Genomic DNA, 20,837 nt, shown 5'->3' on the forward strand with positions numbered 1-20,837 from the left:
CGTTCTGTCGAGCGGCTGCAAAATACAAGTTGCAAATTAAATTTGTTGAACATTAAACTGAATTCGGGAGGAGCTCATGCTCGAAACGCAGGACAATCAGGGGGGCATGCACGGCCGCCCGGTGTTGGACGTCGATCCGTTCAGCCAGGAGGCGCGTGACAATCCGGAGGCCTTCGACCGTGCGGTGCGCGCGGCGGGACCGGTGGCCTGGATTCCGAAATACGGGGTCTGGATCACCGGGCAGGACGCGGTGGTGCGCGAGGTGTTTTCCGACTGGCGGCGGTTTTCCTCGGCCTATGGCACCGGCATGACCAATGTCATCCGCGAGGAGCCATGGCGCAAGCCTTCGGTCATTCTCGAAGCCGATCCGCCGGTGCATACGCCGAACCGCAAGGTGCTGTCGCGGGTGCTTTCGGTGCCCGCGCTGCGCCGGCTCGAGGCGGATTTCAAACGCGAGGCGGAGCGCATGGTCGATGCGCTGGTGGAACGGCGCCGCTTTGATCTGGCGGAGGATCTGGCCTTTGCCTTCCCGTTCAAGGTCCTGCCCGATGCGGCGGGTTTGAGCCCCGACGGGCGGCATCATCTGATGCCCTATTCGACCCTGAATTTCAACGCGATGGGCCCCAAGAACGCGCTTTATCAAGAGGCCCGCCGGGTGGTCGAGGAACAGGGCACGTTCGAGTATGTCAGCGCCCAGATGCGCGAGGAAAACATCCGGCCGGGCAGTTTCGGAGCAGAGATCTACGCCGCCGCTCATGCAGGCGAGATCACCATGGAAGAGGCCGGCATGTTGGTGCGGGCGTTCATTTCGGCGGGGATCGACACGACGGTGTTCGGCATCGGTATGACGCTGGTGGCTCTGCTGGAGCGGCCGGAACAATGGGACATGCTGCGGGCCGATCCGGAGCTGGCACGCCCGGCCTTTGAGGAAGGGTTGCGGTTCAACGCGCCGAGCCCGGTGATCGGGCGCACGACCTCGGGGCCGACCGAGCTGGCCGGGGTGCAGCTCGGCGGCGAGGAAAAGGTGCTGATGTGGCTCGCTGCGGCCAATCGCGATCCGGCGCGCTGGGAGCGCCCGGACGAATATGACATCACCCGCCGCCCGGTCGGGCATCTGGCCTTCGGTGTCGGTGTGCACGGCTGTGTCGGGCAGATGGTCGCCCGGCTCGAGGCCGAGGCGGTGCTGCGGGCGCTGGCGGCCCGGGTGAAACGCATCCATCTGACCGGTGCGCCGGAAAAGGTGAATATCAACTGGCTCAGAGGGTATCATTCGATCCCGGTGGAGGTGGAGCCGGCGTAATCAGAATCCCAAAAGGGACATGTAAAGGACTGAACTGAACCAAGCACATGCAAGCGCCGGAGGAGGGCGCGCGCAAGGGAGGAAACGCATCATGAAACTGACAGTAGGATTCTGCGCCATTGCAGGATTGGCGATCGGGGGGAACATCACCCCGGTCATGGCCGAAACGCCGATCTACGGGTCCTGGCCACCGGCCTCGGATTATCTCAACACCGATACATTGCCCGCGGCTTTTTCGATGATCGAAGAAGAGACCGGGGGCGATGTCACCTGGGATCTGATCGCCGGCGGGCAATTGGCGGATGGCCGTGGCTCTCTGGCCGCGGTGGGCGACGGGCTGATGCAGGGCGGGTTGCAGATCCCGGTCTATACGCCCGGGGCGATGCCCTCGCTGACGATGCTCTATTCCGTCGTGGTGCCGGGCAATGACCCGGTGGCTGTCGCCGGCGCGGTGAGCGAGACGCTGTTTCTCGACTGTGCCGAATGTTTGGCGGAGGAGAAGGAGAACAATGTCCTGCCGCTCGGGCCCTTCGCCTCGGCGTCCTATCGTCTGATGTGCACCGAACCGGTGGCATCGATGGCGGATCTGAAAGGCAAACGCATCCGCGCCACCGGCGGCTATGCGGAAATGGCGGCGATGGGCGGGGCGACGCCGATGGCGGTGACCCTGACCGAGGCGGTGAGCCTGTTGCAGCGTGGCGGGCTCGATTGCCTGATGGCGGCGCGCGAATGGCTTCAGACCTACGGCTATGGCGAATACGCGAAACAGGTGACCGACCTGCCTCTGGGCGTGGCCTCTCCTGCCGTCGGGCTTTTGATGAACCGCGAGGCCTTCCTCGATATGTCGCCGGAGGCGCAGCAGGCGCATCTGCGCGCCTCGGCCTATGTGACCGCCAAGCATACGATCGGCAATTATGTCGAGCGCGATCAGGAAAGCTTTGCCCATCAGCAGGCCGAAATGGGGGTAGAGCTGGTCGCTCCGGGCGCAGATCTCACCGCGATGGTCGGCGGGTTCATCGAGGAGGACAAGGCGCGTCTGATCGAGAATGGCAAGGCGCTCGGCCTCAAGGACCCGGCCACCCTGATCGACAGCTATCTTGCCAATGTCGAGAAATGGCGCGGCTATTCGGCCGAGATCGACGGGGATGTCGAGGCTTTCGCGGCCAAGCTCTGGGATGAGGTCTATTCCAAGCTCGATCCGTCCAGCTTGTGAGACATGTCGAGACCATGTGTGTCTCGTGAGCTCGCGGGTCAGCGCATGTTGCTGGCCCGTTCCGATCTATCGTCGAAATATCCATAGTCGAAATACGAGGGCTTTGATGAAACCTCTGCAGAAATTTGCGACGGGGCTGGCCGATCTGTTGTTCTGGATCGCGCTGGGCGCCGGGGCGCTGATGATGACCCATGTCACGGTCGATGTGATCTCGCGCACCCTGTTCAACCATCCGTTGCCGGGGACAGGCGAGATCACCGCCTCCTATTACATGATCGCCGTGGCCTTTCTGCCGCTGGCCTGGGTGAGCTGGCGCGATCAGCATGTGACAGCGGATCTTTTCGTCAGCCAGATGGGGCCGCGCCTGCAAAAGCTGGTGGCGCTGCTCACCGATCTTCTGGCCATCGCCTATGTCTCGACCTTCGTCTGGCAGACCTGGCTCTCGGCCCTCTCAAAGACCAGACGCGGCGAAGTCTGGGAGATTTTCGGGGGCTATCTGCCGATCTGGCCGACGCGCTGGCTTTTGCCGATCGGTGGTGCTGCAATGGTGCTTGTGCTGGTGATCAAGCTCCTGCTGCGCCTGTCCGGCGGGGATACGCCGCGACAGGCACCCGATGCCGCCCCGGATCTGCCCAGTTCGGAAGGGGTGTGATATGGAGACGCTCTATTTCGGGCTGGCGACGCTGGCGATCCTGTTGACCCTGATCGGGCTGCGTGTGCCGATCGGCGTGGCGTTGGGCGTCGTCTCGCTCGGCGGGCTGGCCTATGTGCGCAACGTGCCGATTGCCCTGTCGATCCTGCGTGAAACGCCGTTTTCCTTTGCCGCAAGCTGGGACCTGACCGCGATCCCGATGTTCCTGCTGATGGGGGCGATCGCCAACCAGTCGGGGATTTCCTCGGCGCTGTTCCGGGCGGCACGGCTGTGGTTCTCGGCCCTGCCCGGCGGGCTGGCGGTGGCGGCCAATATGGCCTCGGCCGGGTTTGCGGCGGCCTGCGGCTCTTCGTTGGCTTCGGCCGCCGCGATGGGCCGGCTGGCGATCCCGGAAATGCTGCGCGCGGGTTATGACAAGGGGTTGGCCACAGGTGTCGTGGCTTCTGCCGGCACCTTGTCGGCGCTGATCCCGCCCTCGATCCTGCTGGTGCTCTACGGCGTCTTTGCCGAGGTCTCGATCTCGCGCCTGCTGATCGCCGGTGTGATCCCGGGGCTTTTGACCGGGGCGGCCTATGTCGTGATGATCCTGATCCGATGCAAGCTCAACCCGGCACTGGCGCCGAAGCTCGATGCTGAAGACCTGGCCACGCTCAAACGCGATCGCATGTCGTCGCTCAAGGAAACCTGGCCGCTCGCCGTGCTCATTCTCGGCATCATCGGCGGGCTTTACGGTGGCATCGTGACCCCGACCGAGGCCGGAGGTGCCGGTGCCGCCCTGGCGCTCGTGATCTCGCTGGTGCAGCGCCGGATGAGCCTGCGACGCTTCATCGAAGCGTTGAAAGAGGCGATGGCGGTGACGGCGCAGATCTTTTTTGTCGGCATGGGCGCGGTGATGTACACGCGGCTTTTGTCGCTGACCGGGGTCTCGGGGCTTCTGGTCGATATGATCGGCGGCTGGGCCGGCGATCCGCTGTTGATCGTCATCGCCCTGTCGGTGATCTATCTCGTCCTCGGCATGTTCCTCGATCCTCTCGGGATCATGCTGATCACCATGCCGGTTTTCCTGCCGATGATCGATACGCTCGGGCTGGATCTGATCTGGTTCGGCATCATCGTGGTGAAATATATCGAGATCGGCATGATCACACCGCCGATGGGGATGAATGTTTTCGTGGTCAAATCCGTGGTCGGCGATCAGGTGCCGATCTGGACGATCTTTCGCGGCGTCGGCTGGTTCCTCGCCTGCGAGGTCGTGGTGATGGTGCTGCTGATCGCTTTCCCTTCGATCACTTTGTTCCTGCCGGATCTGATGCGTTGAGACGCGTCGGGGCAACGGAGAGGGAAAAGTGGCGAGCGAAGCGCCCACCGCATTGCGGTGGGCGCCGGTTCGGGCGCTTATGGTTCGCCCCAGAGCTGCAGCGCCAGACGTCCGTTGGCGCCGATCGCGGAGGTCAGAAGATCCTCGGACTGCTGGCCCTCGACCGCCATGAGGCTCGGCGTGCTGTCGATCATCGGCGTGGTGTCTGAGCTGCTGTGGCGATGCCGGATGAAATTGTCGGAATCATCGGGCGCGCTCCAGGTGCTGACGATGATCCGGCCATTCTCCGAATAGCGGATGGCCGTTGCCAGCTGTTGCGAAAAGCCTTCGGTCACCGTGACGATATCCGGGCTGTGGCTCATCCGGGGTCCCTCGAGCCCGCTGTCGCCCATGCGGCGCGGCCGCGCCGGGTCGTCGACTTCGAAACAGGTGAGCCAGAGCCGTCCGGTCGCCTCATCGCGCGCGGCCGTCACCACGCGTCTCTGCTCGCGGCCGCGTGTGAGCGCCGCGATTCCGGGCCGTCCGGTGATCGTCCGATCGGCGATGCCGCCCTGTCGCCGTACCTCGCGCCGTCCGAAATTGCCGGTCCAGAGATCCATGCTGAGCTGGCCTTCACGGGTCCGGAAGGCCGTGGCGATCACCACCTCATTCGGAGCGTCTTCACCGGCAAGGCCGTAGATCTCATCCACCGGTGACACGAGACAGGCTCGGCCGTGGTCGTGGATCGGACCGCTGGTCTCGGCACTGCCGTAGCGGCGAAACCCGCTGGAAGAGCTGTATTCGACGAGATCGACCTTCATGCGGCCGTTCTTGATCTTGAAACAGACACACATCTGACCGCCCCCCAGAGCGATGATATCGGGTTGCGAATAGACATCGCCGTAAATATCGCCGCTGTCGGCAATCCGTTCCGGCTGTTCGTTCTCGACCGACCAGGCGATCAGCTTCAGCCGTTTGCTGCCGGTGCCGCGCACGGCTGCGATCACCGTGCCATCGGGCAGGGTACAGCAGGCCGCCGGAAAGGATGTCTCGCCGGTCGCCCCATCCTGCGAGCGGCGGCGGATCGGTCGGGCGTCATATTCGAAAATCGCCGGGTAGATCTGGTGTCCGCTGCGCGCACGCAACGCGCAGAAGGCCAGATCTCGGCGCCCGCCCATGGTGGCCGGGGTGAGCACCGGTCGATCCGCCAGAAGGCCGGTGGCGTCGTCGGGCGCTTCGCTGATCAGCTTGAGCGGCGTGTCCAGCTTCTCGGCCCCGCTGGGCGCTTCAAGCCCCTCGTCGCGCCAGACCTGAAGCAGGAAATGTTCGAAATTCTCAGGGCTGCGCCGGGCCTTGCCGGGATCTTCGCGCGCCAACCGGCGGGCGAGGTCCTCGCCATAGACAGTCTGTCTGCCGATCTTCTGGTCCGACAACCATTCGTGCAGCAATTCATGCACCAGGATGGCGGCGCGATCTTCGGCATCTTTCTTGGCCCATTCGGGGAAAAGCTGAAACCGGTTCGGTGACAGGAAATAGCCCGGATTGCGACCATTGGTTCCCGACCCCGCGTGACGCTGTTCGCGCATCCTGAGATGCAGCCGGTTGTCGCGCAACCGCCGGTGCGCGCGTTCCAACCGGTGCCGCGTCGAGCGGATCTGGACCACGGTGGAGGCCTTGCCGAAATAGAGCGGTGCGAGCGCATCGCGGCGCCAGCGGTCGAGTTTCCCGGCATTGCGATTGGCGCCCAGGATCGTGCGCAAATGTCTGAGCCCGGCCGCGGCCATGCGTTGTGCGCGGGCGACATCCTCTTTCAGGATGGCCTCGACATCGCCGCGATCGAGAGTACTGAATTCCGGATGCATTTCAAATGCGGCGATGAATTCATCGGATGAATTCTCCCAGTCGATGGTTGGATTTTTCATCAATTCGTCCTTTCACTAAACCTATCAACATCATTACGCGCGCCAGGCCCGTTGATCGTGCGAGAGGCTGCTGGCGCTTTTCCGGCAAATTGTGAGGGAAGAGAGGCATGTTGTGACATGCGTATCGGGTCCCGATGGCCGGCCCCATGAGCTTAGGGCGCGGGGACCGGGCCGGGATGCGTGGCGTCACCCGATTTTGATCGCTGAGCCACCCATTTTTCAGTCGGGTGTGCCCCCGTCTTTCGGCGTGGTCTGGGCTGCGAGGATGGAGGGTTCGCTCTTCACCCGGAGCAGCACCTCGATCCGGTTCTTGACCTGAAGCTTCGAGAGGATGGTCGAGATGTGATTTTCGACCGTGCGCCGCGAGCGGTTCATCGCCTCGGCGATTGCCGCGTTGCTGCGGCCCTCGACGAGATGGCCCAGAACGATCTGTTCCTTGGCGGTCAGCCCATAGGGATGCGCCCTTGCCGCGCGATAGGGGCCGCGTTCGATCGGCGGCAGGGCCTGGTGTTCCGCGCCCGGACGGTTACGAAGAAAGCGCCTGGCCGCGAGGGTTCCGAAGGTGCGAAAGGCCCGATCCGCTTCGGCCATCGCCCCGGGCCTGTCGCTGATCAGCCGGAGCCAGGCCGCCAGATAGGCCGAGCCTTCGTCCAGCAGGGCGGTATGGGCGGCCTCGTCACGACCCTCGAGAAGATGCCGGAACGGCGCGGGCAGGGCGTCCGGCGCGGCGTTGCGCCCGCCGCGACCGGCAATATGCAGCCAGAACAGCACCTCGCCGCGCTTGCGCGGGCTCAATTGCGCGGGATCGATCCCGGCGAGACGCTGTTCCGCCACGCCGGTGCGATCCGGCGCGTTTGTGAGAATCGCACGTTCAATCTCCGCCACCAGCAAGGGCACGATATATTGCGGCTCCCCGATCCGCTCCGCCGCTTCCAGCGCTTCTGACAGCACCGTGTCGGCGGTGGCATCGCCCAGGCGGATCAGCGCCCGCGCCAGACAGATCAGCGCTGGCATGCGCATCAGAAGCGTCAGGTTCTCGCGCGCCAGAACGTCCCGGGCAATGCGGATGGTGTCCTCGTAACGGTCCTGTTCAAACCGCAGCTGCGCCTTGCGCCCGACCAAGTAATAGGTCCAGGAATCGAGATCGTGCCCCGAGTCAAAAGCGATCCCGGCCTCGATCAGCGCGTCGGCGCGTGCCAGCGCGCGCAGTTCGATCAGACATTCCGAGAGGTTGGTGTAGACCCGCGCGGCATCCTCGTGAAACCCGTGCTCCAGCGCCAGTGACAGGCTCTGACGCAGGAGCGCTTCGCCCTCCAGATCGCCGCGAAACAACATCGCGGAGCCGGTGGTGTTGAGCGCATGGACGAGGATCTCATCATCGCCGATCTCACGCGCCAGCGCAATCGCGCGCTGCCCCCAGTCGATCGCCTCACCCATATGGTCTTTCAGCATGAAATACTGCGCCCGCAAGGCGAAGGCCCAGGCTTTGGCCGGCGAGGGGCCTTCGGTGTTCAGGAGATCCAGCGCCTGGTGAATGCGTTGCTCGGCCTTTTCGCTTTCGCCGCGATACCAGTGGATCCGCGACAGCCAGCGCAGGTTCTCGCCCGCCCGGTCGGTGCGGCCGAGCGCCTGCCACAGGGCAAGCGCATGCTCGCGTGCGGCAATCACCTCTGTGTCCATGGCGCGTGACAGACCCGATTCATAAGCCCATCGCTCATGGATTTCGGCGGATATTTCCGGCTGCAGCTGCCCGGCCCGCTGCAGTGCATGGGCGAAGAAATCGGCCGCCTCGCGATGTGCCCCGAGCGTCGCGGCCTGCTCTGCCGCCTGTGGCGCATAGCGCAGGATCATCTCGTCGTTTTGCGCCCCCAATGCATGATGCAGGATCAGATCAAGGGAGCGCTCCGCCGTCGCATCTTCGGTCAGCCGTGCCAGGAAATGCCCATGGGCTTCGATGCGCCTTGGCGCCGGCAGCCGGTCGTAGATCGCCAGCCGTGCCAATTCGTGCCGAAAGGTCATGCCGCCCTTGGCCGGGACCAGCAGCCCCTGTTCCACGGCCGCGCTCAGCACCGCCTGATCCTGTTGCAAGGACCAGTGTGGAATGGTGCGGGGCCAACAGGCCGCCTCTTCCAGCAGCCCGACCACCTCGGGCGGCATTCGGTTCAGACGAGCGTTGAACGCATCGGCAATCGAATGCGGGACGTCGCCGGGATCGTCGGCATGGGCGAGCATTTCGGTCAGAAAGAATGGGTTTCCGCCGGTGATCTCGAGCAGCCGATCGGCCGACAGCCCGCCGGTCTCGGCCATCTGCCGCACCGCATCCCGTGACAGGGGGGCGAGGTCCACCTGGGTCTTGCGGCGCGCCGGGATGCTGCCTAGCGCGGTGCGCAGCGGATGCGTGGCGTGCACTTCGGTATCGCGAAAGCTGCACAGGATGAGAACCGGCAGCATGGTCAGCCGTCGGCCCATAAAGATCAGCCAGTCGAGCGTGCGCTCGTCCACCCAATGGAGGTCCTCCAACACCAGAATGAGCGGCCGTTTCGAGGTCAGGAATTCCGTTATCAGACCGTCGAAATACCACGTATCCTGCACATCGTGACGGTCGGGCGGACAAAGCGCAGCGGCGATGTCCCGAACCGGTCCGAGCGGTCGCGGCGTGGCCAGCGGGTCGCAATAGCCGGTGGCCGTTGACCCTTGCCCGGCCAGCCTTGAGAGCGCCGCATCGATCAGGGTCGATTTCCCCATGCCGGCCTCGCCGCAAATCTGCACCATCTGACCGCCGCCCTCCGGCACCGCCGCGAAAGCGGTCAGGATCGCCTGCAAATTCTCGTCGCGTTCGAACAGCACACCTGTCCCTTTCATCCTTGATGCAATCTTGACGCTGGGTAAGTGTGTCCGATCATCGAGGCTGTGAACAGTGATGGATCGCGTACCGGCGCGGAAGCGCCGACACCCGGCGTTGCCCGGAGAGAGCGAGGGATCGAAGCAGCGCGAAATCAAAAGGGGGGAGCGGTGCGGCCAGAAATCTCCGTCTTCCCGAAAACGCATCCGAAATCTGGGTAGGGACGGCGGGCGAAAAATAGGTGCAGGCACTCAGGTCGCGTCGCGGCTCCGCGCCTAGGCTATGCCCTATGACAAGGCGTATCAGGAGGATCGCACATGGCTCTCAAAGGACATCACCATTCCGGCGCTCACTGGACCTCGGACGGGGAGCTCGTTCAGGGCTCGGACGAGTTCGTCTTCGCCGCTCGGGCACAGGCGCGAAATGCCGATCAGGGGGATCATGACCACAGGGACTGGACCATCATCCTGTCGCTGCCGCCGGAGACCGCGGCGGCCGGTCATGGCGACGACTGGATCCCGATCCTCTCCACCGGATCGGACGGTCAACGTGGCGCGATCGTTGTCTTTTCACCAGCGGAGCAGGCCCAGGGACAGGGCCATGATCCGGGTGAGATCTGCGTCACCGATCTTGCGCTGCATGACGGGGGCTGGTGGTGAGCCGAAAGGCTGTCGCCATTTCCCTTTCCTGACCGCGGGCCATGCGCATGGCTGTCTCGCCCGCTCCCGGCCTCTCACGCGCTGCTCCTGTCTTGGCGTTGGACGCGGGAACACGCGCGGCCGCCGATCTATGGGAAATTCCAAGGGGGATCTGTGTCTTGCGGGGGGCGCAAAGGATAGGGCGCGACGTGACGGACACGTCCCGCCCCTCGAATTGGTTTGTGCCTCTATCGTTTTCTTGGTCTGCCTATGACACCCGATCACTGAGCGGCTGACATCCTCCGTACCGGGCTGTCTTTAATATCTCTGAGACATCCGGCCCGTTTGCCGGGAAGCCTCCCGCCTCCGCGTGGACCGTTTCGCTGCGCTCGACCCGGTCCAGAGCCGCGTCGTGCTCCGGCAAGCCGTGATCATTGGCACAGTGCTTTCGCGTGACGGGGTTCGAGAGACGGGCACCCGCCCAGAGTGTCCGGATGTAGCTTGTGAGATCGTTTGTGAGACAGGTTTCCGTCCCGTGTCACATGCGGGATTTGGTCACCGGTTCGGATCTCGGCGCCATCGCATTTCTCAGGAAAGTGGCTGGGGTGGTAGGATTCGAACCTACGGTACACTGTACCAAAAACAGCTGCCTTACCACTTGGCTACACCCCAACGTGGGGGGCTAATTAGTCGCTCCCTGCGGGCGGCGCAAGCCCTTTTTCGCGAAATCTGCGCAGAAATGTAAAAGACTTTCGATGCAGGGGAGATCAAACCTGTCTGGCCTGCCCCGGACAGGTTTCGACCCGGGGCAGGAAGGTCGTCGGACCGCGCAGGCCCGGCTCAGGCGCCGAAGTCTTGCAGAGAGACGACGCCGTCGCGATTGCGATCCATGCGGGCAAACCATTGATTGCCATTGTCGATGAACTCTTCGCGGGTCACCACGCCATCGCCGTTCAGATCATTGGCCTTGCGGGTCATGGAATTCTGCACCTGATCGATCCCGGCGGCGAAACGCTGGCCGTTGCCGGGGCCTTTCTGAGATTGCTGCGCCTGGCGGGCAAAGCCCTGGCCCTGAGCTCCCGGGCCTCCCTGACCGCGCCCCAGCCCGGCGCCGGGGCCAGCGGAGATGCCATATTCCTCGAGATGCATCTCGCGATCCATGGCACGGGTCTCGTCGAAAGTGGCATATTCCTCGTCATTGAGGCGGCCATCCTCATCGGCATCGAACATGTAGAACAGATCGCCGCGCCGTTCACGCACTTCGGCGAGCGTCACCTGACCATTCTCATCGGTATCCCAGTTGGTCATGAACTCCGTGCCAATGCCCTGCGCGGACGCGGCCAGTGGCAGGGCGGCCATCAGGCCGATCGAAAATGCCAAGCGTTTCATTTTGTGATCCTTTCACATTCCATATCTCTTATGTGTGTGAAACGCGCGGGCAGGGGATTTCCGTTTCGACAAAATGACGCAGCCCCACGCCCGGGGGCGAAGCCGGGCATGGGGCTGCAATGGGCCGGGACCGTCCTGGCGGGTCGGATCAGCTAGAGACCTGTTCGCGCAGCACCGCGGCGGTCAGCGAAGCCATGAGATAGATGCCGGAGAAGATCAGCAGTGCCAGCAACGTATTCTCGAATTTGCGCGGATAGGTCGGCTCGTCCGGCGCCACGGGGCGCGAGGACATCGACAGGTAGCGGACCTGCCGGTTGGCTTCGATCCGGGCGGCTTCGAGCGACTGAAGCGCGGCAGAGGCCATAGCCTGACGAGTCGCGAGATCGACCTCGGCCATGCGCAGTTCCGCGGCAACACGGGCCAGTGATTCCGCGCCCTCGCTGGCCTGGGTCAGTTGCCCCCGCAGATCGGCGATCAGAGCGTCGAGCCGGCGGATATCGCCCTGGGTCCCGTCAACACGGGCCTGGTTCGGACGTGGGTTGTCCAAGAGCTGCTGCAATTGCAGTTTCTTTTGCTGCAACTGGGTTTCGAAGCCAGAGATCTGCGACATGATCGCGGCGGTCTCCGCATCCGGTGAGACGATCCCGAGCTTTTCTTGCAGCGATACGACCTTTTCCTGCGCGGCGGACATTTTGGTTTCCGCATCGGCAAGGCTCTCACGTGCGCCCTTCATCTGGTCTTCGCGCAGGCGTTGGGTGAGCTGGTCGACCTGTTCCTCGGCATAGTCCACGAGAAGATCGGAGAACTCCTGCGAGGTTTCCGGGTCGGCAGCGACCACTTCGAGACGCAGAAGGCCCTCGGTCGGATCATAGCCGACCGAGACCCGGTCGAGATAGACCTTGTAGGTCGCTTCATTGGTCGGGTTTTCCGGCAGGCGCTGGATCGGGTCGATCGCCTCCGAGGAGAAATGCGCCTTGAACCCGGCATCGGCATCGAGCCGCAACATGGCATCGCGCGATGTCAGGTAATCCTGCACGGTGATCGAATCCTGCGATGTGGCGAGCGAGGTCCCGGACAGCAGCCCGCCCAGAGCGCCGCCACCGCCAGAGGGCGCCTCGGCCTGTTGAATGACAAAGGCCGATTGCGTCGCGTACATCGGCGTTGCCATGGTGTAGAAATAAAACCCTGCCAGAAGCGTCGGAATACCGACGAAGACCGACAACCGTGCGGCGAGCAGCATCATCTTGCGTTGACGCCGTTTTGCGATGTCACGCTGGATGTGGGAAATTTCGCCTTCACGGGTGAGCCGGTCGAGCACGTCCTTCGACGGCAGTCTCGGGGCGTTGTCCACGGTTTTGGGAAGCTTTGCCCCCGCGACCGTGGTCAGTTCACGCGACTGTCCGTCGCTCTCCGTGGCGACGAGATCGAGCATGGCGGCGCGCTGAAACGGGTCGATCCCCTGTTTGCGCAGCAACCGCACCGCGTCGAAATCCGACGTCGCGGCAACGCCGTGTTTCTGCGCCACGCGGCGCGCCATGCGCAATTGCCGGCCGGTCAGCCCCTCGCGACGGATGGCATCGATCTCGGCATCGATCGCGGTCTCGTCGGCGGGGGTGACTTCTCCGCTTCGTGCGGCATCGCCATCGGTGCCGTCTTCGGGTCCCGTCATGCCGAGCGAGCGCGCCACGGCGCCATGAGGGCGTTTGGAGCCAGTGGCTTGGGGGCCGGAAGGTTTGGGATCGGTGGGGTTGGCACCGCGATCTGCGGCGGCAGAGCCGGGGAAGGGGGCCTCGCCAAACCCGTCCGAACCGGCATCATTGTCAAACAGCCTGTCGTCGGCGGATTGCCTCGACTGTGCCGCGCTGCGGGCGGCATCGCCCCCGGCCTTGGCCAGATTTGTCTCCTCTGGCCGTTGCGCCGCGGCGCGTGGAGCCGGTGCCGGGGTGGCTGCGCGCGGCGTCCGGCGGACCCGGAATTTCTGGGCTTTAACCTTCGTAGTCATAGAGTGCCTTGGCCTCTTCCAGCGTGTCGAACATATGAAGTTTGCCATTGCGGAGCACCGCGGCAGATCGACAGAATTTTTCAAGAGTGGCGGCCTGGTGGGAGACCACGATGAGAGTGGCGCGTTCCAATCGCTCGCGCAGGATGCTGCCGGCCTTGCGGTTGAAGTTCACATCGGCGGTCGAGGGCATGCCCTCGTCGATCAGATAGATGTCGAAATCCAGCGCCAGCAGCAGCGCGAAGGACAGGCGCGAGCGCATCCCGGCCGAATAGGTTGCCACGGGCATCTCGAAATATTCATCGAGCTCACAGAGCCAGCGACAAAAGGCTTCGACATAATCGGGATCGAGATCGTAGAGCTCGGCGATGAAGCGGACGTTCTCGCGGGCCGTGTGTTTGCCGAGCAGGCCGCCCATGAACCCCAGAGGAAAGGAGATGCGGCAGCCACGGCGGATCTCGCCCTCATCGGGCTTCTCCAGACCCGACATCATGTTGATGATCGTGGTCTTGCCGGTGCCATTGGGGGCGAGGATGCCGAGGCTGTTGCCCAGCTCGACTCGAAAAGAGGCGCGATCAAGGATCACCTTGCGCTGCTTGCCGGTCCAGAAGGACTTGCTGACATTGTCGAATTCGAGCATCGATACGCGCCCTGATACTACCTCAACACTCCAAACCCTTACTCGGGTTTTCTTAATGGAGTGTCTTAATCGGCCAATCCGGCCATATTATGTCCCCACCCCTGGGGCAAATCCATCTGTGACTGCTGAAATGTGGCAAGAATGAGGCCAAATCCAAAGATTTTGGCCTCAAGCCTGAAACAGTGGCGGAAAACCGCAGAGGGCTCACGCCGATTGTTTCTTCACCCGGCACAGTTTGCCGACGATGATCGAGACGATCGCGGCGGCAAAGGAGAACAGCGCGCCCATTTTGGCGGCGGCCTGCACCGGAGTTTCGCCGAGCATGGTGTCGGCATCGAAAGCCACCGAGGCGATGAACAGCGACACGGTGAAACCGATTGCGGCGACACAGCCGATCACCAGCAGGTCGATGGTGCGCATGCCTGCCGGAAGACCGAGCCGCAGCACATGTGCAGCCAGCGCGCCCATGATCAGAATGCCCACCGGCTTGCCGATCAGCAACCCGCCCAGCACCAACCAGGTCGGCTCGCCAATCGCGTTGAACTCGACGCCCGCGTTCAGCAGGCCGAAAAAGAACAGGATGACCTCGACCGGGGTTTTGAGCCGATGTTCGATGGCGTTCAACAGGTCGGTCAGGTGTTTCTCGGCCTCGGCAAAGATCCCGAAGGCGCGATCCGCATGCGGGATGGTCGGCACGATCGGCAACAGACCCAGCGCCGGGTGAATGCCGGCCCGCATGAAGCCGTACCAGGAGATGGCCGCGGCAATCAGATAGGGCCAATAGCTCAGGTTGCGGCGCACCCAGGTGGAATTGGGGCGGAGCTGATTGCCCCTGTCCATCTTGCGCGGCAGCCAGTTGGCCAGCAGGAAGACGATCACCGCGGCGCCCAGAGACAGCATCAACCATTGCGGCGCCAATTCGGCGGTCGGGTAGAAGATCGCCAGGATCACCAGCCCGGCCGCGTCATCGGCGATGGCCAGCAGCAGCAGGAACCGCACCGCCGGGTGGCCGCCGCCAAAGACGACGCGGCCGACGAGATAGGAAAAGGCGATGTCGGTGGCGGTCGGCACGGCCCAGCCGTTCTTCACCGCATCGAATGTGTCAGAGCCAGAGATCATGGCGAGGCCGAGATAGACCGCGATCGGGCCGAGCATGCCGCCGGCGGTGGCAATCAGCGGCGTGGCGGCTTTCTTGCCGCGCAGGCTGCCCTGTTTGAGAATCACGGCCTCCCAGACCTCTTTTGCGGCGATGGCAAAGAAGAAGGCCATGAGCACATCGTTGAACAGGTAATGCATGGTCAGGGTGCGATGCACATGCCCGGTCTCATCCACATGCGGGTGACCGATGAAGAAATTCTCGGCCAGCGGGTATTCCACGAAGGCGTGATAGGAGTGGCTGTCGACATTGGCCCAGATCAGCGCGAGCACCGCCCCGATGACCAAAAGCAGCGAATAGTTGATAACGAAATTCCAGACGCGATACATTCGCTGCCCCTCCGATCCCTTTTTGCCTTTGCGGAACGGGATAATTGATGTGCGAGGGCAGGGCAAGCGCAGGCGGTGTCCGCGAGCGCTCACTTCTTGGTTTCTTTGGGAATTTTACCGGGCCTGCTCAGAAAAGCGACCACAGGATCCCGGCCAGAACCGCGCCGATCAGGGCAAATCCGATATAGGCGGCAAAGACCCGCGGTTTCACCAGCGCCCAGACCGCCACAGCCGCCGGGATACAGGAAATCCCGCCTGCGACCATGAAGGACATGGCCGCCCCCTGGGCCATGCCCTGCGAGATCAGCCCGGACATCAGCGGCACGGCGGCAAAGCCGTTGAGATAGGCCGGGGCCCCCACGAGCGCGCCGATCAGGATTGGTTGCAATCCGGTGCCGCCCATGACCGAGGCGATCATGTCGGCGGGCAGGTAGGACAGCATCACGGATTCGAGCGCATAGGCCACGAGCATCCATTTGCCGAGGAACAAGAGGTTCTTGATGAAGCTCGACTTGAACGTCGCGATCCGATTGTCATCGCGCCAGAACCGCCATTCGGGCTTGCCGCGCAGACCGGATGTGGCGCAGCAGGACGGTTTGGTGAATTCCTTGAGCGGATCGGCAAAGAGTGCGGTGCCGCCCAGAAGCTTCACCCCGAACCCGCCCAGAAGGCCGATGCCGACGGCGGCGACGGTCTTGGCCACGGCGAAGTCCATGCCCAGCTCACCGGCGGTGACGAAGAACATCGCCGGGTCCATCAGCGGCGAGGCGAGCCAGAAGGCCATGACCGCCGAAAGCGGCACGCCGACGGCCAGCGAGGCGGCGATGAAGGGGATCACCTGACAGGAACAAAACGGTGAAATGCCGCCGACCACGGCGGCGACCATGATCATATGGACCTCGCGCCCTTCGAAGGCCTTGGACAGAAGCGTTTCGGCGCCCGAGGCCTGGACATAGGCGGTGGCGGAAATGGCAAAGAGCAGGAAGGGCGCGGTTTTCCACAGGGACGCCAAGGTGAATTGGAGTGTGGGAAGGAGGTTGCCGGGATCGAAAGCGGCGACGGCCAGAAGCATCAGCCCGGTGAACAGAAGCGCCTTGTCGAGTTTTTGCCAAAGCTGCGGCAGACGCGGCGGGGTTTGCGTGAGATCAGTCATATTGAGTCTCTTTCATGGCAATGGTCCTTCGGGGAACAAGCATCATTGGTGCAATCGGCACAGCATTCCCCCAGAAGCGCGGTAAGCTGGCCCTCAAGCTGTGGGTAATCGGCGGCGATGCAGATCACCGAGCGGCCCTGTTTTTCCTGTTTCACCACGCCGACGCCGGCGAGGGTTTTCATATGATGGGTCAAGGTGGCGCCGGTGATGCCGGTGCGATTGCCCAATTCGCCGATGGAGAGCCCGTTGGGGCCGGCGCGCAGCAGCGTGCGGAGCACCAAGAGCCGTTGTTCGGAGCCGAGTGCGGCAAACAGGCTCGCGGCTTCGGCGAGAGAAATGTCGTCAAAATGCGCAACGCTCATGGGGGTCCTTCCTGGCTATGTGTGATTCATTTCTATATTTCTAAAAATATCAAAATGAGTCAAGTGGTCTTTCGCCACGCGCCGCGTTAGATAGTCAGCATGACCCTCGCCGATGACATAAGCGCCTGTCGCCTCTGCACTGCGCAGTTCCGCGCCACACGGACGGCGCATGAACCGCGCCCGGTGGTGTGGTTCCGTCCCTCGGCGCGTATCCTGATTGCCGGGCAGGCGCCCGGGGCGCGGGTGCATGAGAGCGGCCGGCCCTTTACCGATCCCTCGGGCGACCGGCTGCGCGATTGGCTCGGGATCGATGAGGCGGTTTTCTACGACCGGGATCGTATCGCCATCGTGCCGATGGGGTTCTGCTTCCCGGGCTATGACGACAAGGGATCGGACATCCCGCCGCCGAAGCTTTGTCGCGAGACATGGCATGACCGGGTGATGGAAGAACTTGCAGAGGTCGAGCTGATCCTGCCGGTGGGGCTGCATGCGATCCGCTATCATCTGCGCGTCAAGACCTCGCTCACCGAGACCGTGCGCAATTGGCGCAGCCATGGTGCGCGCCACTTCCCCTTGCCTCATCCGTCCTGGCGCAATACGGCTTGGCTGAAGAAAAACCCGTGGTTCGAGGCCGAGCTCTTGCCGGAGCTGCGCGCCCGGGTAAAGGAGTTGCTATGACGGAACAGACCCCGATCGATCTCGCCCATGCCGCGATGCAGGCGGCGCCCGAAGATGACAATGCGCGACTGCGCTATTTCGAACGGGTGGCCGATGGCGAATGGTTCCTGCTCCTGGAAGAGGAGCATGACGGTGAAGGGCCGATTTCGCCAAGGGTCTTTCCGGTGGAAGAAGACAGCTTTGTCCTCGCTTTCGACCGTGAACAGCGTCTGGCGGAATTTGCCGGGCATGCGCCCTATGTCGCCATGTCCGGTAGGGTGCTGGCGGAAATGCTGGCCGGCTCTGGATACGGGCTCGGGCTGAACCTGTCGGTGGCGCCGTCCGAGATGCTCCTGCCCGGGGCAGCGGTGGATTGGCTCCACGCCACATTGGGCACGGAAGTGACCGAGACCCATGGCAAGGCGGAGGAGATCTTTCCGCCCGCCGGTCTGCCGGAGACGCTGATCACCGCGCTTGACGCGAAGCTCGCACTGGCCGCAGGGCTGGCCAGGCTCACCTATCTCGCCGGGGTGAAATACGAAGACGGGGTGCGCTCGCACCTTTTGGTCTTTGTCGATCAGGTGCCCGGCGCAGAGGATGTTCTGGCGCGTCTGGTGTCGGAGGCGCTGATCTTCTCCGGTGTCGAAGCCGGCGCGCTCGATGTGGCGTTTTTCAAGTCTTCCGACCCGCTCTGCGCCCCGCTGGCGCGCTATGGTCTGCGCTTTGACCTGCCGGACCCCGAGCCGCTGGAGACTAATGGGCCGAAGGCACCGGGTATGGATCCGGACGCGCCGCCGATCCTGCGCTGAGGACGGCATGAGAGCTCCCTTGAGCGTGAGACGATCGTCAGGTTTGAGCCCAAGGGTACATTCGCACGTAGCACCTCGTGCGGAATCAAGGCCGCAGGCCGCCGCACATCGCTGACGCGTCCCGCGCGGCGGCGATTTCGTCAGGAAAGCACAATGTGTTGAACTTTTTCGGATTTGGCTGGGGTAAATCAAGAGGCTCATAGCTCAGGCTCGCCACCGCCCGCGTCATCGAGGAGCGGCTTGCACCAAGACAGCGAAAGTCCCCTCCGTCCCGCAAAGCTGACATATGAAGGCCCGAGCACAAGTCCCTGTTCCAGTTCGAACGCGCTGAGGTTTGACGGTTAGTATCCGGCCTGCCGATCCACCAGATGCAAAAACGGCTCGCCCGCCTCGCCCCGGCGGATATTTTCCACGATCACGTCCGAGGCGGTCTCGGCCCGGGTCTCGGCGGCGATATGCGGGGTCACCGTGACATTGCCCTGGGCCCAATAGGGATGATCGGCCGGGAGCGGCTCCTGGCGGAACACATCCAATGTGGCATGGTCGATCTGGCCGCTGTTGAGCGCCTTGAGCAAGGCCGCGTCCTCGATCAGCGTGCCGCGTCCGGGGTTCACGATCCGCGCGCCCTTGGGCATGAGCGCGAGCGTCTCGCCATCGAGCGTGTTCTCGGTCGCGGGCGTGTTGGGCAGCAGGAGCACGAGGATCTCGGCCCGGCTCAGCGCCTCGCGCAAGCCGTCGGGGCCTGAGAGACAGGTGATGCCATTGATTTGCTTTTGTCCGCGCGACCAGCCTGCGACGTCGAACCCGAGACCGGCAAGCGCCTCGGCACAGGTCCGGCCCAGCTCGCCCAGTCCCAGAACGGTCACTTTGCGGTCGCGGGCCAGAGGTGGGGTGGTCTGATCCCAGACACCGTTCAGCCCGCGAATATGCCGGTCCATGCCGAGGTGATAGCGCATCACATGGCCGACGACATAGTCGCGCATCCCGAGCGCAAGCCCCGCGTCGACCATGCGGCAAAGCGGCTGGGTGAGGCTCGGATTTGGGGCGATCTTCTCGACCCCGGCCCAGAGGCTCAGCACCGCTTTCGCACGGGTGAACGGGGCAAAATCGCTCAGCGCCTCATTGGGTGCGTAGATGATGTAATCGACCTCTTCGGGCGCGGCTTCGCGGAGCAGTTCCGCCGCGATCCCGGCTTTTGCCAGAGCTTTCGGCAGGGATGTCTCATATTCGGGCCAGATCCGGTCGGGGGCGGAGAAGAGCAGGGTGAGGGGCATCGGGATCTCTCGTCGCGTGTCAGATGTCTGCCGCGTTTATCTCTTGCTGCGTGGGCGATGTACATGGGCGGATTGCACAATGCCGAAGGCCGCCAGCAGGACGAGCATGGCCGATCCGCCATAGGAGACGAGCGGCAAGGGCACGCCCACCACCGGCATCAGCCCCATCACCATCGACATGTTGACCGAGAAGAACAGGAAGAAGGTCGCAGTGATGCCGATGGTCACCAATGCGCCGAAACGGTCCCTGTTGTTCATCGCCGAGATGAGGCAGAAGATGATGATCCCGGCATAGAGCGCGAGCAGGGAAAACGCTCCGATGAAGCCGAATTCCTCGGCCAGCGTCGTGAAGATGAAATCGGTGTGTTTTTCCGGCAGGAAGTTCAGGCGCGATTGCGTGCCCTGCATGAAGCCACGCCCGGTCCAGCCGCCCGACCCAAGCGCGATCTTGGCCTGGGTGATGTGATAGCCGGCGCCCAGTGGATCGGCGGAAGGGTCGAGAAAGGTGTCGATCCGGCGATACTGGTAATCGTTGAGCAATTGCCAGCCGGTGCCGCGCGAGGCGAAGACGGCGGTGACCAACCCGGCGAAAAGCGCGATGACCGCGCCGAAATAGATCCAGCTGACGCCCGCCGCGAACATCACCAGCGCGCCGCCGGCGACCAGGAGGATCGAGGTGCCGAGATCGGGCTGCTTGAGCACGAGAAAGGTCGGCACAAGGATCAGCGCCACCGGGATCGCGACCCAGAGCGGGCGCGAGACTTTCTCTAGGGGCAGCCAGTCGTAATAGGCAGCCAAGAGCATCACCAGTGCAATTTTCATCAGCTCGGAGGGCTGCAATTTCATGAAGCCCAGATCGATCCAGCGCTGCGCGCCCATTCCGACATGGCCGAAAAATTCGACGAAAATCAGAAGTATGAACGAAATGATATAGGCCAGCCCGGCGATGTTGCGCCAGAACCAGATCGGCACCATGGCGATCATCATCATGGCGATCATGCCGAGCGCAAACCGTTTCATCTGCGGTTCGGCCCAGGGCTGAAACGAGCCGCCGGCATTGGAATAGAGCATCAGAAACCCGACCGAAGCCACCGCCGAGAGAAGCAGCACCAGCGCCCAGTTGAGATAGAGCACTTTCGCGATGCCGGTGGGCACGGTCTTGAGCGTGCTTTCGAGATAGCTCATGCCGCAATCCTCATACCACA

At 63.2% G+C, this 20,837-nt stretch carries 17 protein-coding genes and 1 tRNA gene; 7 read left to right on the top strand and 11 right to left on the bottom strand.

Annotation, left to right across the window (positions count from 1 at the left end; translation table 11 throughout):
* Positions 1-76: 76 nt before the first annotated feature.
* The 4 genes from BM151_RS15930 (at position 77) to BM151_RS15945 (ending at position 4,483) form a co-directional block, all read left to right on the top strand.
* On the top strand, positions 77-1,300 hold the full coding sequence (locus tag BM151_RS15930; RefSeq protein WP_218151382.1) for a cytochrome P450: 1,224 nt from the start codon (positions 77-79) through the stop codon (positions 1,298-1,300).
* A 91-nt stretch (positions 1,301-1,391) separates the two neighbouring features.
* Positions 1,392-2,513: a TRAP transporter substrate-binding protein DctP gene (dctP, locus tag BM151_RS15935; RefSeq protein ID WP_090061744.1), complete on the top strand. Its 1,122-nt coding sequence runs from the start codon at positions 1,392-1,394 to the stop codon at positions 2,511-2,513.
* 106 nt (positions 2,514-2,619) lie between these two features.
* On the top strand, positions 2,620-3,165 hold the full coding sequence (locus BM151_RS15940; RefSeq protein ID WP_177213186.1) for a TRAP transporter small permease: 546 nt from the start codon (positions 2,620-2,622) through the stop codon (positions 3,163-3,165).
* Between the two features lies 1 nt (position 3,166).
* Positions 3,167-4,483, top strand: a complete 1,317-nt coding sequence (locus BM151_RS15945) for a TRAP transporter large permease (protein WP_090061745.1) — start codon at positions 3,167-3,169, stop codon at positions 4,481-4,483.
* A gap of 77 nt (positions 4,484-4,560) precedes the next feature.
* On the opposite strand, the gene BM151_RS15950 is transcribed toward BM151_RS15945, so the two are convergent.
* Together BM151_RS15950 and BM151_RS15955 are read right to left on the bottom strand one after the other, a co-directional pair.
* Positions 4,561-6,384, bottom strand: coding sequence for a M35 family metalloendopeptidase (locus BM151_RS15950; protein WP_090061746.1), 1,824 nt, complete (start codon positions 6,382-6,384; stop codon positions 4,561-4,563).
* Positions 6,385-6,603: 219 nt separating this feature from the next.
* Entirely contained in the window at positions 6,604-9,246 is a 2,643-nt protein-coding gene (locus tag BM151_RS15955; protein ID WP_177213187.1) for an ATP-binding protein, read from the bottom strand.
* A 297-nt stretch (positions 9,247-9,543) separates the two neighbouring features.
* Between BM151_RS15955 and BM151_RS15960 the strand changes: the two genes are divergently transcribed.
* Complete coding sequence (locus tag BM151_RS15960; protein ID WP_090061748.1) at positions 9,544-9,885, top strand: hypothetical protein; 342 nt, start codon at positions 9,544-9,546, stop codon at positions 9,883-9,885.
* Between the two features lie 576 nt (positions 9,886-10,461).
* On the opposite strand, the gene BM151_RS15965 is transcribed toward BM151_RS15960, so the two are convergent.
* The 7 genes from BM151_RS15965 to BM151_RS15995 form a co-directional block, all read right to left on the bottom strand.
* A tRNA-Gln gene (locus tag BM151_RS15965) sits at positions 10,462-10,536 on the bottom strand.
* A gap of 168 nt (positions 10,537-10,704) precedes the next feature.
* The gene (locus BM151_RS15970; protein ID WP_090061749.1) at positions 10,705-11,253 is read right to left on the bottom strand and encodes an EF-hand domain-containing protein; all 549 of its coding nucleotides are present in this window, start codon (positions 11,251-11,253) and stop codon (positions 10,705-10,707) included.
* Between the two features lie 148 nt (positions 11,254-11,401).
* Entirely contained in the window at positions 11,402-13,255 is a 1,854-nt protein-coding gene (locus tag BM151_RS15975) for a KpsE/RkpR family capsule polysaccharide export protein (RefSeq protein WP_090061750.1), read from the bottom strand.
* Positions 13,239-13,892 (bottom strand): ABC transporter ATP-binding protein, encoded by a 654-nt coding sequence (locus BM151_RS15980; RefSeq protein ID WP_090061751.1) that lies wholly within the window; start codon positions 13,890-13,892, stop codon positions 13,239-13,241. The genes BM151_RS15975 and BM151_RS15980 overlap by 17 nt, the downstream gene beginning before the upstream one ends.
* Positions 13,893-14,096: 204 nt before the next feature.
* A complete protein-coding gene (locus BM151_RS15985; RefSeq protein WP_090061752.1) occupies positions 14,097-15,377 on the bottom strand; it encodes a Na+/H+ antiporter NhaA in 1,281 nt (426 codons plus the stop codon).
* 127 nt (positions 15,378-15,504) lie between these two features.
* Complete coding sequence (locus BM151_RS15990) at positions 15,505-16,530, bottom strand: permease (protein ID WP_090061753.1); 1,026 nt, start codon at positions 16,528-16,530, stop codon at positions 15,505-15,507.
* Entirely contained in the window at positions 16,527-16,892 is a 366-nt protein-coding gene (locus tag BM151_RS15995; protein WP_090061754.1) for an ArsR/SmtB family transcription factor, read from the bottom strand. The genes BM151_RS15990 and BM151_RS15995 overlap by 4 nt, the downstream gene beginning before the upstream one ends.
* A 99-nt stretch (positions 16,893-16,991) precedes the next feature.
* On the opposite strand from BM151_RS15995, the gene BM151_RS16000 reads away from it, so the two are divergent.
* A complete protein-coding gene (locus BM151_RS16000; RefSeq protein ID WP_090061755.1) occupies positions 16,992-17,570 on the top strand; it encodes a uracil-DNA glycosylase family protein in 579 nt (192 codons plus the stop codon).
* Positions 17,567-18,358: a hypothetical protein gene (locus BM151_RS16005; protein WP_090061756.1), complete on the top strand. Its 792-nt coding sequence runs from the start codon at positions 17,567-17,569 to the stop codon at positions 18,356-18,358. Before BM151_RS16000 ends, BM151_RS16005 begins: the two co-directional genes overlap by 4 nt.
* 341 nt (positions 18,359-18,699) lie before the next feature.
* Here BM151_RS16005 and BM151_RS16010 read toward each other — a convergent pair whose 3' ends face one another.
* Together BM151_RS16010 and rodA are read right to left on the bottom strand one after the other, a co-directional pair.
* Positions 18,700-19,632 carry a 2-hydroxyacid dehydrogenase gene (locus tag BM151_RS16010; protein WP_090061757.1) on the bottom strand — a complete coding sequence of 311 codons (933 nt, stop codon included), beginning with the start codon at positions 19,630-19,632 and terminating at the stop codon, positions 18,700-18,702.
* A 36-nt stretch (positions 19,633-19,668) separates the two neighbouring features.
* Complete coding sequence (rodA, locus tag BM151_RS16015) at positions 19,669-20,817, bottom strand: rod shape-determining protein RodA (RefSeq protein WP_090061758.1); 1,149 nt, start codon at positions 20,815-20,817, stop codon at positions 19,669-19,671.
* Positions 20,818-20,837 lie beyond the last annotated feature (20 nt).

The sequence above is a fragment of the Celeribacter neptunius genome (assembly GCF_900113955.1).
GTDB lineage: Bacteria > Pseudomonadota > Alphaproteobacteria > Rhodobacterales > Rhodobacteraceae > Celeribacter > Celeribacter neptunius.